Origin of the sequence: Noviherbaspirillum saxi (genome assembly GCF_003591035.1) — a bacterium.
GTDB lineage: Bacteria > Pseudomonadota > Gammaproteobacteria > Burkholderiales > Burkholderiaceae_D > Noviherbaspirillum > Noviherbaspirillum saxi.
The window spans coordinates 854,390-867,230 of sequence record NZ_QYUO01000003.1 but is presented as its reverse complement, the minus strand read 5'-3'; the positions used below and the strand labels follow the sequence as shown (position 1 = coordinate 867,230).

At 59.2% G+C, this 12,841-nt stretch carries 9 protein-coding genes; 1 reads left to right on the top strand and 8 read right to left on the bottom strand.

Annotation, left to right across the window (positions count from 1 at the left end):
• Positions 1–214 precede the first annotated feature (214 nt).
• Together D3871_RS27105 and D3871_RS27100 are read right to left on the bottom strand one after the other, a co-directional pair.
• Positions 215–1,825, bottom strand: a complete 1,611-nt coding sequence (locus D3871_RS27105) for a methyl-accepting chemotaxis protein (protein WP_233575908.1) — start codon at positions 1,823–1,825, stop codon at positions 215–217.
• 304 nt (positions 1,826–2,129) lie between these two features.
• Positions 2,130–3,182: an aromatic ring-hydroxylating dioxygenase subunit alpha gene (locus D3871_RS27100; protein WP_119772178.1), complete on the bottom strand. Its 1,053-nt coding sequence runs from the start codon at positions 3,180–3,182 to the stop codon at positions 2,130–2,132.
• Positions 3,183–3,603: 421 nt separating this feature from the next.
• Between D3871_RS27100 and D3871_RS27095 the strand changes: the two genes are divergently transcribed.
• Positions 3,604–4,638 carry a MarR family winged helix-turn-helix transcriptional regulator gene (locus D3871_RS27095; RefSeq protein ID WP_158598087.1) on the top strand — a complete coding sequence of 345 codons (1,035 nt, stop codon included), beginning with the start codon at positions 3,604–3,606 and terminating at the stop codon, positions 4,636–4,638.
• 194 nt (positions 4,639–4,832) lie between these two features.
• Here D3871_RS27095 and folD read toward each other — a convergent pair whose 3' ends face one another.
• From folD to D3871_RS27065, 6 genes are all read right to left on the bottom strand, one after another.
• Positions 4,833–5,732, bottom strand: coding sequence for a bifunctional methylenetetrahydrofolate dehydrogenase/methenyltetrahydrofolate cyclohydrolase FolD (gene folD / locus D3871_RS27090; protein ID WP_119772176.1), 900 nt, complete (start codon positions 5,730–5,732; stop codon positions 4,833–4,835).
• Complete coding sequence (purU, locus tag D3871_RS27085; protein WP_119772175.1) at positions 5,729–6,601, bottom strand: formyltetrahydrofolate deformylase; 873 nt, start codon at positions 6,599–6,601, stop codon at positions 5,729–5,731. The genes folD and purU overlap by 4 nt, the downstream gene beginning before the upstream one ends.
• Before the next feature lie 28 nt (positions 6,602–6,629).
• Positions 6,630–7,904: a glycine cleavage T C-terminal barrel domain-containing protein gene (locus tag D3871_RS27080; RefSeq protein ID WP_119772174.1), complete on the bottom strand. Its 1,275-nt coding sequence runs from the start codon at positions 7,902–7,904 to the stop codon at positions 6,630–6,632.
• Between the two features lie 42 nt (positions 7,905–7,946).
• Positions 7,947–10,355: an efflux RND transporter permease subunit gene (locus D3871_RS27075; RefSeq protein ID WP_119772173.1), complete on the bottom strand. Its 2,409-nt coding sequence runs from the start codon at positions 10,353–10,355 to the stop codon at positions 7,947–7,949.
• Entirely contained in the window at positions 10,352–11,329 is a 978-nt protein-coding gene (locus D3871_RS27070) for a WD40/YVTN/BNR-like repeat-containing protein (protein WP_158598086.1), read from the bottom strand. Before D3871_RS27070 ends, D3871_RS27075 begins: the two co-directional genes overlap by 4 nt.
• A gap of 149 nt (positions 11,330–11,478) precedes the next feature.
• A complete protein-coding gene (locus D3871_RS27065; protein WP_119772171.1) occupies positions 11,479–12,837 on the bottom strand; it encodes a DUF1329 domain-containing protein in 1,359 nt (452 codons plus the stop codon).
• Between the last annotated feature and the right edge of the window lie 4 nt (positions 12,838–12,841).

The window sequence follows — 12,841 nt, the reverse complement described above, 5'->3', positions numbered from 1 at the left end:
GATTTACTTTATTCAAGCCATGCGGCCGTGTCAAGACATGCCGCCGTTTTCCTGTTCGGCTACCCGCGAGCACCGGAGTGGAAGCCCGCTGGCGATCCATTGCAAGCTCGTGGGAGCTGATGCTGCCACATGGCGTCAGGGACGCACATGTGGCTGCTTGCCAGTTGTTTTCGGCAACGAGCCACATCCGCCACGCAACCACACATTGCAACAGCTAGGCGCGCGGCAAGCTCAATACAGAGGGATGGTGGTCCCCGTCAGATTCGGTCGCCGCATCAGCAACCTTAAAGACTTGCAAGATCTGAGCTAAACCATGCGCCCGTTGCTGCATACTCTCGGTCACTGCCGCAGCGCGCTCCACCAGTGCGGCATTCTGTTGTGTCATGCGCTCCATTTGCGCGATCGTTTGATTCACCTGCGCGATCTCGGCCCCTTGCACGCTGCTCGCCTCAGTGATCTCCTGCATAATCTTGGTCACACGTTGTATGCTTTCAGCCAGCTTGTTCATCGTGGCGCCCGCGTTGTCCGCAAGGATGCCGCCCGCATCGACTTTTTCCACCGCATCATCAATCAGCGCTTTGATCTCCTTCGCCGACGTCGCCGCCCGTTGCGCGAGACTGCGGACTTCGCTCGCGACAACGGCGAAGCCCCGTCCCTGCTCGCCAGCGCGGGCTGCCTCCACTGAGGCATTCAACGCGAGTATATTGGTCTGAAAGACTATGCCGTCTATAACACCGATGATGTCGACAATACGGCGGGCGGACGTCTCGATCGAGTTCATCGTCTCAACTACGCGCAAAACTTCGGCACTGCCCATCAGCGCAACGGCTGATGCAGATGCCGCCAGCTGGTTGGCATGATGTACAGATTCAAGATTGTGTTGAACCGTCGCTGTCAACCGCTCCATGCGCTCCACAGTACTCTCCAGCTCGCATGCCTGCTGCTCGGTACGGGAAGCGATATTTGCATTACCCGCGCATATTTCGCTGGACACTGCGACGAACCTGCTGCTATCGGCACGCGCTCTACCGATCGTCGAAGCCAGGTTTTCCCGCATTGATCGCATTGCGAGCAATAGGCTGCCGCTGTCAGACGGCCTGATATCGATCTGTGCCGTCAAATCGCCGGATGCCAGTTGACCAACGATTCGTGCAGCGTATTCAGGCTCCCCGCCAAGCTGACGCAACATCTTTCGGGTAATCAAAATCGCGATCAGCATGCCAATCACGACTGCCAGGAGTCCGATCGCTAACATAAGGAAACGCGCGCGCGTAAACGCCGAACGTGCGTCAATGGTGGACTGCTCGCTCTGTCGCCCCTCGAATGCGATGAGCGCCTCCAGTTGCGACATCCACTTGCGTTGCGCAGGCGCGAGTTCTCGGGTTACCGTGTATGCTTGGTCAATCTGCGACGCCATGGCCAGATCGGCAGCCTTATCGCTCAAGGACAATGCAATGGTTTCGAAGCGATTGAGCCCTTCCAATAGCATCCGTTCTTCTGTCGCACCAGCCGAGGAGGCGGCAATGATTTGCTTCAGTTTTAACTCGGCTTCTTTGTATTTGCCTGCCTCGCGTCGGATGCTCTGCATCTCATCGTGCATTTCCGGCGCGGATGAGCCCAATGCCAGATTGCGCAAGGCCACCATGCGTTCGAATACACTATCGCGCATCGCCGTCGCCAGTTTTACCTTGACGTTATTAGCGGTAGTGATCTGCTCCAGCCTTGCCTGTAGCTGCGTCATTTGCTGCAAGCCGAGCATCGTGACAACAATCAGCAACAGTAATACGCATGCAAAGCCCGCAGTCAGCCGCGTGCCCACTTTCATATTGCTAAATGCCATGGCAACTTGTCCTATGTTGAAAAATTCATCCGTCTCCGCCTGGCGCACGACACCAACATCGAACGTTTTGGCAGGCGCTCGCAGTCCGCAGGGCTGTCGCAATGTGGCCGGCGCGCAAACACGGATTTCGTTTTGTGAGCTGGGCCCTGCATGGCAAATCAACGGCATCACTCGGCTCTGGCCATGCTCGCGCCATTCCGCGTGCCGGCTCAGGGGCGTGTCGCTCGGCAATTTGGGCGCCTATCCTGGTCTACATTGACATGTCGGGCCGACTTCCCGGCACTGACCTTCATCCAGGCACGCCATCCGCTGATGCTGACGACTCTTCACGCGCCTGCTTCTCGATCATCCAGCGGAACTGTCCCAGTGCCGAATCATAGACCGACGGGATCAGCTTGCGAGCTGGGTCCATTGCCATCGACTTGGCTTGCGCCTCGATCACCGCACGGTCCTCATCGAAAGCCTGCCGCGTATTCGCCCAGAATGCGTCCAGCAATCCACGCTCCGCGTCTTCATCCGATGTCAGCACGGAAAAGGAATAGCGGCTGCGGGTATCGCTGATTGGTGTGACTGCTTGGCAGGAAAACTGGCTGAACAACGTCGCCGTTTTAGTCAGGTCAGGCGGCTCCATATTGTTCAGCTGTGCACTACCCGCGGGAGTAACGCGCATGTTCATGATCATCACGCCGGGCAGCATATAGTCGTAGGTTCCCCAAATGTCTACTTTGTTCTCCGGACCTGCGATGCGGGAAGCCTGATTGGTGACCCATCGCTGCACACGTACGCCACGCTCCAAACGAACAATCTTGGGCCGCGTATAAGCCCAATCCTCGCTCGTACCGAACGACGCCGAATGCACATAGCCCAGATGAGAGAAGTCCAGCAAATTGTCGTTGATAAGCTGATAGTCGGCGTCGTACTCAATATGGCCGGACCGGTGTTGCAGGCCGGGCGTCTCAAGCGCGATGCACTCGGGGATCAGCTCACGATCGGCTTTATCCGGATCGCCCATCCATACCCAAACCCAGCTATGGGCTTCCACCACAGGGAAAGTGCGCACGCATGCGCCGGGTGGTATGCGGTCTTGGCCCGGCATCTCCACGCACTGGCCCGTTGGCGCGAACTTCAGTCCGTGATACATGCATCGCAAGTCGTTTCCTTCCAGGCGCCCCATCGACAGCGGAAGCGCACGATGGCAACAGCGGTCTTCCATGGCCACGTATTGCCCATCGTCCTTGACATAAATGACGATGGGCTGATTGATGATTGAACACTTGAACAGCGCCTTCCCGGTCACTTCGTAGTTCCACGCAGCGACGTACCAGCAGTTCTTGACATACATAAAAGTCTCCCTTTTTTGCGCAACTCGAGAACACCCGACTGTGGTCAGCGATGGTTAACCGGGCTGGTGCAAGATTTGCCAGCGCGGCAAATGATTGGCTGCATGAGAACAGTCTCCATTCTTACTAAGTAAGATGTCCTCATGTTAGGGCGCAAAATTCATTCAGTCAATTAGTTTGATATCCGCAGAATATAATTTAACACAAAGGCAACGAAGCATGACTCCTCTGCCATACACATGTAAATACGATAATCATTTGATATGCCTATGACAACTATTTGCCGATTTTGCTGTGCGAACAGTTTAATAAGATATCCTTTCTTTTTGCGCATTTTTAAATATGTATATAATTCCTCTTTTAACTCTTTGGAGGGGTCTCCCCTTGCTGTCTCCATCACGCTTGAAAAAGGACGTGACACGATTGGATTCCACAATAACCAACGCAGTCGGCCACAACATCACGCTCAACCTGGAGGCGTTGGCATATCTGTATTCGCGCGTACCCTTCCAAATTCAGCGTGCCTACCAGATTGCTACAGCGCTGTTTGCAAAGCAGCAAAGTACGACGCCAATTACACCGGCACAGCTGCAGATATTGCGATTGCTTGATGAGCATGGCCACATGATGCAGACTGAGCTCTCCAACCTGGCAGGCACCGACAAATCCACGGCCGGACTTGTGTTGACCAACCTGCTTAAGCAACACCTGGTTGACCGACACACCGATCCGGAGGATAAACGTCGCAAACGCGTGATGATCACGGAAAGCGGCCAAGCTGCGCTCGCGATTGCGAAAACCAAACAGCTGGAGGCTGAAGACATCCTGTTTGAAGCAATGCGCCCCGACCAACGCGAGAAGCTGATGACATTGCTGGAACGCCTGGCCGACGAGCAGCCAGCGCCACACACTGCCTCTTGGCTCATGCGGCGCTGCTTACAGGCCGTCGAGGCGCATCTGTCCAACGAAGCGGGCCTTTTCGGATTGACGTTGCGCCAGTTCTGCGCGCTTCACGTTGTGTTTTGCCATCCGGGCATCGGCGAACCAAGCATTCGCAAGCTGTTGGGCTACGAAATAACCAATGCGACGCTGGTTGTGGGCCTGTTGCGCGAGAAGGGCCTGATCAACGCCAAATCAGGTACCTCTGCCAGCCGCAAGCGCTACTATGCAACTCCGATGGGCCGCGATGTCCTGCTGGCAGTGGAACCGAAACTGGCTGCCATAGCGACTGAGTTCGTGCGCGGCTTTAGCGACGACGACATTGCGCACCTGCAGCGCCTTCTAGGCCAGCTTATTCTGCACCACGGCGACAAGGTGAAAGCCCCTCTCGCGGCGTTCGCGCAAGTGGTGGCCTTGCCCTCCTGGCCACTCCCCCCGGCGCATACCTACGTGGTCGAGCATCGTGACGCGCTTAACGAATTGAACAATCGCGCACACCGGCAAAAGGAACCGGCGTAAACGAAGCGTTGGCTGAAGCGCCGTTGCGCCGCTCGGAAGGAAAGTGCGATGCGAACAAGGCTATGCCAATGCGCCCGATGCCAGCGCTGCTTTCCATGTGCCAGTTCAAGCCCGAGCGCCCTGGTCGACCACCTAAACTGTGACGTCCTCAGGCGGCAAGGCCAGTGTCCAGGGCGCCCGTTGGCACCGCGTGCCTATACGCTCAGCATGGCGTCGGGCGACAGCCCCGCTCTGCGGCGCGCAGCCACAACGGTGTTGCGAAGCAGCACAGCAATAGTCATGGGTCCAACCCCGCCAGGGACCGGGGTGATAGCACCAGCCACTAATGCCGCAGAATCGAAGTCGACGTCACCGACTAACCGGCTCTTGCCTGACCCGGTGGGATCGTCGATGCGATTGATACCCACATCGATCACCGTGGCGCCGGGCTTGATCCAGGCCCCAGGTATGGACAGGGGCCGGCCGATCGCGACTACCAGTATGTCCGCGTCATGCACCACGGACTGCAAATCGCGAGTGCGTGAATGTGCCACTGTAACCGTGCAGTCCTGCGCCAACAATAGCCGCGCCATCGGCTTGCCGACGATGTTCGAGCGCCCCACCACGACCGCCCGCAGGCCGGCGAGCGATCCTCGGCAGGCCCGCAGCAGCATCAGGCAGCCAAGCGGCGTGCAAGGCACCAGACCGTTCTGCCCTATTGCGAGACGACCAGCATTTAGGACGTGGAAGCCGTCCACATCCTTGTCCGGGTGAATCGCATCGATTACCGCCGTCTCATCTATCTGCGCCGGCAAAGGCAATTGCACCAGAATCCCATCCACTGCTTCATTCTGGTTCAGACTGGCCAACAGCTCGAGGACCTCCGCCTGTGTGGCGCTGGCAGGTAAGCGGTGCGTGAAGCTTTCCATACCCGCCTCAAGCGTGGCACGCGCCTTGGACGCCACATAAACCCCACTGGCCGCATCATCACCAACCAGAACAACGGCCAGACCTGCCGGCCTGCCAAGCTCTTCGCGGAATCTTGCGCCAGCCGCTGCGACCTGAGCGCGCAGCGCCGCAGCGTGGGCTTTGCCATCTATCATTGCCGCACTCATCCCGGGAACACCACTGTTTTTTGGCCGTTGAGCAGCACCCTACCCTCCAGGTGATAGCGCACTGCACTGGCAAGTACACGGCGCTCGATGTCACGCCCCCTGCGCACCAACTGCTCTGGCGTATCGCGATGGCTGATGCGCTCCACATCCTGCTCGATGATGGGACCTTCGTCCAGATCGGCGGTGACGTAGTGTGCAGTTGCGCCGATCAACTTGACCCCGCGTTCATGCGCCTGGTGATACGGCTTGGCGCCCTTGAAGCCAGGCAAAAAGCTGTGGTGGATGTTGATGCATTTGCCAGCCAGTTTGGCAGACAGATCATCAGACAGGATTTGCATATAACGGGCCAGCACAACCAGCTCGGCACCACTCGACTGGACCGCCTGCCAAACGCGCTGCTCCTGCTCGACTTTGCCGTTAGGGGCGTTTTTATCTATCGGCAGGTGGTGAAAGGGAATGTCGCCCAAGTTCAGGTGAGCATAGGTGTCGCGCGGATGATTGGATATGATGCCGACGACATCCATCGCCAGCTCGCCTGTACGCCAACGGTACAGCAGATCGGCGAGGCAATGGTCGAACTTCGAGACCATCAGCAATACCCTGCTCAGCTTGCGGCAGTCATGCACCGAGTACTGCATGCCGAAGCGATCGGCAACAGGGGCCATCAAGGTGCCGATGTCGATCTCCGCGTGTGCGCGCGTCTGCTCGAAATGAATGCGCACGAAAAAGCGGTCGCTGACGGTATCGTCGAACTGCTGCGAATCAAGGATATTGAAACCGCCCTCGAATAGCGCGGTGGCAACGGCAGCTACGATACCCGGTCGATTGGCGCATGCCAGCCGAATAATGTACTCAGGATTTGTGTTCATGTTCGATTTGAAGGTCGGTTATGGAAAATCAAAGCGCCTCGCGGCGGCGGTCCTGTTTGTACGGCGCGTTGGCCACTCTCGCGCGGATCAGTTTTTGCCGCGATCCAGGCGCGCCCCACAGCACGTGGACCGGTGTACCCGGCTCGGCGAGTTCAGGATGCACGTACGCCAGCGCCAAGACCTTGCGGAAGTGGTAGCTGTAGCCGGGACTGGTGGATACACCCACAGTCTTGCCATTCATCTGCACCGCGTCGGCCCATATCATCCAGCGCTGCGGATGGGGGATATCCAGATAATCGTAGGGGGTTTCCTCGCCAAACAGCGAGGCGTACAGATCAATGACATCTGCGTTATTGAACTCCAGCGTGACGCGCGTCCGGCGCGCGCCGGCCGCTACCTCCGCTTCCAGTGCCGCACGTCCTCGAAACTCGTGGTCGAACTTGACGCTCTTGCCCCATCCCAGCTCAAACGGGTTGTAACAGTAGTCGCTGATATCCTGTCCCTGAAAGCTGCCGCGGATCGCCGGCACCAGCCCTTTCATGTCAAAGTGCTGGGCGATGAATTCGCGGAAGCCGGCGGCATCGGCGCTGAAGATGTCGTTCAAGTAATGCCAGGTAATCGTAGGAAAAGCAGCTTCCAGATGATTGATCATTGCTGTGCGCCGGCCCAGGCGGCGGATACCGTGCGGCTCGCCGGCCGCCAGCAGAGCCGCGTACACTTCCGGCGCATCGGCAGCATCGCCGTGGAACTCAAAGCCGATCTCCCCGGCCATACCTTGTCGCAACGCATAGCACGGCTTGCCGGCGATAGTGACCGGGATAAAATGCATGAACTTTACATCCGTCAGCGGCTCTCCCGTGGCGGCCTGGCACACGGCCAAGGCCTTGGGTCCCGACACTTGGAACTGGAATGTCTGTATTTGTTTCCATTGCGCGTCGTAGCCGCCCTTGTTCAACAGGAAAGCTGACCAGGTAGCAGGCCCGGCCTGAGTACGGAAGCGCTGTTCACCCATCCGCATCAGCACGCCTTCTCCCATGACCTTGCCCCGCTCACTACACTGAATCAAATGTTTGCCCTGTCCGATATCAAACTTGGCAAAGCTGTTAACGCTGGTGTCGCTAAAAAAACGCAACGCATCCGGGCCTTCCACTTCAATGTCCCACAGGAAGGACCAGTCGCCGATATAGCAGCTTTCCTTCCAGGACATTTGCTCGTCCTGCCAGCCACTGTATTCGGATGCACCCCAGCCAGGGTGCGCCACTGGGATATTCGCCCGCAGGCGTTCGATAATCGGTTTGCTCATGATTTCTTTCCAATGTTAAAAAATTCAGTACCGCTTAGCTGTTCAGGCTGATGCCCCTATGGCGTCCGATGACGCCGTCTGCAAGCGCGCCTGAGCCCTGCCCTGCAGCAACCAAGCCGCCAGCGCCGGCACGAGGACCAGGGCGCCGACCATGTTCCAGACGAACATGAAGGCCAGCAGCAGCCCCATGTCAGCTTGGAACTTGATCGGGCTGTATATCCACGTCAGCACGCCGACAGCCAACGTTACGCCAGTCAGTGTCACCACTTTCCCAGTAAACAGCAGCGCCCGGTGATAGGCCTCCATCAATGTGGCACCGGCCCGCAGTGACGCCAGCGTGATGCTCAAAATGTAAAGTGCGTAGTCCACGCCAATCCCCACGCCCAGCGCAATAACCGGAAGGGTGGCGACCTTCACCCCCATCCCCATGAGCACCATGATGGCCTCCGCCAATATCGAGGTGAGCATCAGCGGCAGCACCGCTACCACCACTGCGCGCCACGATCGGAACGTGACGAAACACAGCGCAGCGACTGCGGCATACACGAGCAAAAGCATCTGGCTCCACGCCGAGCGCACAACTTGATTGGTTGCCGCTTCAATACCCGCTGAACCGGCCGCGAGGATGAACTGGGTGCTGGCCGTGTTGTTGACCTGAGCGAACGCCTCTACGAAACCGACCACGCGTTCCAGCGTCGCTGCCTTGTGATCGCTCAGGTAGACATACAAGGTGAGTAAGTCGCAGCGATCGTTGTAGAGCCCGCGCGGCATCCGCACGGCTATCGTGTTGAGCATGTCTTGGTTGCGAGGGAATTCATACCACTTGGGACTCGCCTCATTTAGTCCCGAGAGCAAGCGCCGCGACATCAAGGCGAGCGATTGCGTGCTCTCGACACCTGGAACCTGGCGCAATTGCCACTCGAGCGCATCCATCTTGTTGAGCGTCTCATAGCCGGAACACTGCCCCTCCGGCGTACGGACCATGACCGCCAAGACATCGCTGGAGGCGCCATAGTGTTCCCGGACATAGGCGATGTCGCGGTTGTAACGGCTGTCGGCCCGTAACTCTGGCGCACCGGGGTCGAGATCGCCGATCTGCAAGTCACGGCTCAACCAAAAACCGGCAATCGCCAGCACCACTGCAGCGCCCAGGACGAACAGCGCCCGCGATGATCCGGTCAGCGTGGCCAGGCCGGCCCACAGACGCCGCAACACGCCCCCTTCCTCCGCACGCAAGCTGCGCGCCGCGGCGGCCGCGCTTACGCCGGAATAGCTAAGCATGACAGGCAGCAAAATCAGGTTGGTGAAAATCAGGACGGCGACGCCAACGCTGGCCGCGATAGCAAGTTCGCGGATTACGTCGATTTCCACCACCAGCAGAACGGCGAATCCAACAGCGTCGGCCAGGAGAGCGGTAAGCCCTGCCAGGAACAGCCGGCGGAAAGTCATGCGTGCCGCGATCTGCCGGTGCATGCCACGGCCGATGTCCTGCATGATGCCGTTCATTTTTTGCGCCCCATGGCTCATACCAATGGCGAACACCAGGAATGGGACTAGGATCGAGTACGGATTGAGTGCCTGCCCCATTGCCGGTAGCAAGCCCAACTGCCATACCACCGCGATGAGCGAGGCAAGTACCACCAGCAGCGTGGAACGCACGCAACGCGTGTAGGCGTAGACCATTGCCGTCACTATCATCACCGCCACGGCAAAAAAAGCCAGCACCGTCTTTACGCCAGCGATCAGGTCGCCGATGACTTGAGCGAAGCCGGTGACGTGCACCTGCACGCCCGCCTCCGAGTACCGCGCCCGCACCTCCTCGAGTTTGTGGACGAAGGCGCCGTAGTCGATAGGCTGCCCTGCAGCGTCCTGTGTCAGCAACGGCACGTAGATGACGCTGGAACGCTGGTCAAGCGCGACTAGTTGGCCGATTTCGCCGGAGCGTTGCACGTTCACTCGCAGTTGCTGAAGGCTGGCCGCTCCCCCATCCCAGCCCTCCGGAATGACCGGGCCGTCATCCAAACCATCCTCGGTGACGCCGGTCCAGCGCGTGCCGGGCGTCCATAACGATTTCATCTGGGTGCGGTTGACACCTGGCATCAGGAAAACTTCGTCGCTGAAACGGCGCAAGGTTTCCATGTACTCCTTGTCGTAGATGTCGCCCCGCGGATTGGCCACCACAATGCGTAGCGCGTTGCCCAGCCCTGTAAGCTCCGCCTGGTGGGCGAGGTAATTGACGATGTAGGGATGCCGGTCTGGGATCGTCTTCTCGAAGCTCGCTTGCAGTTGTAGGCGGGTCGCTTGCCAGCCCAGCAGCAACGTAATGAGAACGCAGACGCCCAACACCCACGCTCTGTGATTGAACAGCAGACGCTCGAGCAGCGAACCGCTGCGTGGATCGAATCCGTCAAGTCCGTCTGCTTGCTCGGTATTGCTAGGTGAAATGCTCATCTGGTGGTTCCGAAATTCTGAAAAGCGGTAGCGGGTAGCGCAATGGCGCCCGAACCAGTCAATGCCAGCACACCGCCAGAGCGCAGAGGCAGAATGGCATTAATGGATGGGAGTGGAGTGCCCAGCAACGGTATCAAGGCGTCGTCCTGGCGGCGCAACAGCTGCCCGGACAGCGTCGACAACAGCGGCTCATCGCCCAGCAGGCTTGAATGGGTTACCGTTGCCTGCGACGAGGTGCGCCTGACGTGCCAGTGCGCCCCGCCGTCCGGCGAGTGCCAGACGTTACCGCGCAGGCCCGCAACCAGAATGCCACCGTCCGCGGTGATTTCGGCTGTAAAGAAGCTGCCACGGTAGGGCGCTGGCAGTCGTCGGAAGTTCTTGCCACCATCCTCCGACAGCAGGATCAGCCCTTGCTCCCCAGCCAAGAGCACACGCGTGCCGCGGGCGCGAGCTGCGTAGATGTGCGAGGCCTGGGGGTTGTCCAGCGGCGCGTCGGGCACTGTCCAGCTACGGCCGCCGTCTTCGCTTCGCAGTACGATGTTGTAGGCGCCGACAGCCAACATGCGCCGTCCATCCAGCTGGAGCAGTGCAAACAGCGGCTTGTCCGGGCCGTCCGCAACCAATTGCCGGGCCTGGGCCAACGCGCGCTCTTGGCCCGATCGCTCGGCCGAGGCCAGCATGAGCTGGGCGATTTGACGTCCGTCCATCCGTTTCTGCCAACTGCGCCCCGCATCCTCCGTGGCGAGCACCAACCCCCCATGTCCCACCGCCAGACCATGCTTTTCGTCCTGGAAACTAACTGCGGTCAGCGTCGCGCTGGCTGGCACGACGGCCTGCTGCCAGCTGCGCCCCTCGTCTGCGGAACGTACGATAAGACCACGCTCGCCCACCGCGACCACCGTGTCGCCCGCGTAGGCCGCATCGAGCAGCACGACCCGACTTGGTTGGCGCGCCTGCAAGGCCGCGCGGTCCAAGGCATCTCCCACAGGCGCCGCCGTGGGAGCGCTTGCAAGCCCGTGCCCAGCCACCAAGGCAGAGAGCAACAATGCTGCGCACAAGCGGCGGCGGGCGGCCAGCGGCGCCGGGCCGCTGGGCATACTAATTGAAAACTTGGCCATAGCGGTCAGCGCACACTGTCGCCAGTCATGGAGTCAGGAGTAAACACGCTGCTCTGGAAACGCGGCTTGATCGGCATCTGCGCATCCTTGGTGTTCATCAGCTGACCCGCGAAGCCATTGCCGGCGATCAGATCGGTATAGCCGTATGCGCCGCCGACGGTACCTGGCAAATCCGGGGCGACTATGGTCTGGGTCCATACCGTTTTCCAAAGCTGCCCTTTTGCATCCCAGCGGTCGCCCAGAACGCACAGCCATGTATCCTCGTCACAATAGTAGCGTGACTTCGGCGCCACATGGCGTCGTCCATCGCGCAGCACCGCGTCAACCACCCACACCCGGTGCAGCTCCCAACGCACATGGTCTGGATTCAGATAGCCCTTTCCGAGCACCTCGGTTTCACTGGTCGGCTGCAGCAAGCGATTGCCGTTGTAAGGAATGTAGAGCTCGCGCTTGCCCGCCAGTTTCCATTCGAAGCGATCCAGGCGGCCCGACCATGATTCGATCTCGTCAAAAGTCATCAGACCCATCGTCGACGGATGTGGGGTGTCGCAGCAAGTATTGGGAAGCTTGCGCACACGGCGCTGGCCCGTCAGGTAAATCCAGCCTTGGTCCTTGTCGCCGTCAAACTGACGACGCCCGACCATGGCCTCGCCCGAGCGGATGGGCGGGCCTTCGCTGACGACGCGAATGGTCCAGTAGTCGCCGGTCTTGCTGAATTCTTCCAGCGAACTGTCCTGGAAGTAGTAAGGCATCTGGACTTCGCCTTTGTTAATGTTGGTCAGGATGCTGCGACCGTCAGCTGTCATCTGGTACGACTGAGTGTTCATCTGCACGGCAACGCCGCGCCAGCGCAACATGTGATTCCACATCACCTCGGCGCCCGATTTCGGTATCGGGAATGGAATGCCACCGAACGCATTGCTCGGCATTTCATCGACCAGCTTGGTACGGGTGGCATTGCGGAACGTATTGTCGTATACCGCTTGCGGCGCCGCAGCGGTACGATGCGTCTTGTATACGTCGATTCGGTAATCGGCGTCCTTCTTCAGCAACGCCTTTTGTCCGTCGCTCAGCTTGTCCTCGTACTGCGACATGTTGCGTGCCGTGATCGAGAACAGCGGCTTCTCGTTCTTGAACGGATCCCCGCGGCGCCCGCCGGCCTTATCGCCGGGGATCGCAGTTGTGTAGCCGCCGGTCCAGGCGGGGATGCTGCCATCCTTGTTGCCCGCCCGTTCGCCGCCCAGCGGCATAAGTTCAGTCTTGAGCTTGGCCGCTTCTTCAGGGGTGGTGGCGGCGTGTGCTGTGGTGGCGCCAAGCAGCGGCAAAAGCAGCAGCAGGGCACGCAGAGTCAGTGGGGTATGCATATGT

Excerpts from the sequence above, each read along its gene's own strand:
- D3871_RS27100 (WP_119772178.1), bottom strand. The coding sequence starts at position 3,182 with ATGTATGTCAAGAACTGCTGGTACGTCGCTGCGTGGAACTACGAAGTG.
- purU (WP_119772175.1), bottom strand. The coding sequence starts at position 6,601 with ATGAACACAAATCCTGAGTACATTATTCGGCTGGCATGCGCCAATCGA.
- D3871_RS27065 (WP_119772171.1), bottom strand. The coding sequence starts at position 12,837 with ATGCATACCCCACTGACTCTGCGTGCCCTGCTGCTGCTTTTGCCGCTG.
- D3871_RS27105 (WP_233575908.1), bottom strand. The coding sequence starts at position 1,825 with ATGAAAGTGGGCACGCGGCTGACTGCGGGCTTTGCATGCGTATTACTG.
- folD (WP_119772176.1), bottom strand. The coding sequence starts at position 5,732 with ATGAGTGCGGCAATGATAGATGGCAAAGCCCACGCTGCGGCGCTGCGC.
- D3871_RS27075 (WP_119772173.1), bottom strand. The coding sequence starts at position 10,355 with ATGAGCATTTCACCTAGCAATACCGAGCAAGCAGACGGACTTGACGGA.
- D3871_RS27080 (WP_119772174.1), bottom strand. The coding sequence starts at position 7,904 with ATGAGCAAACCGATTATCGAACGCCTGCGGGCGAATATCCCAGTGGCG.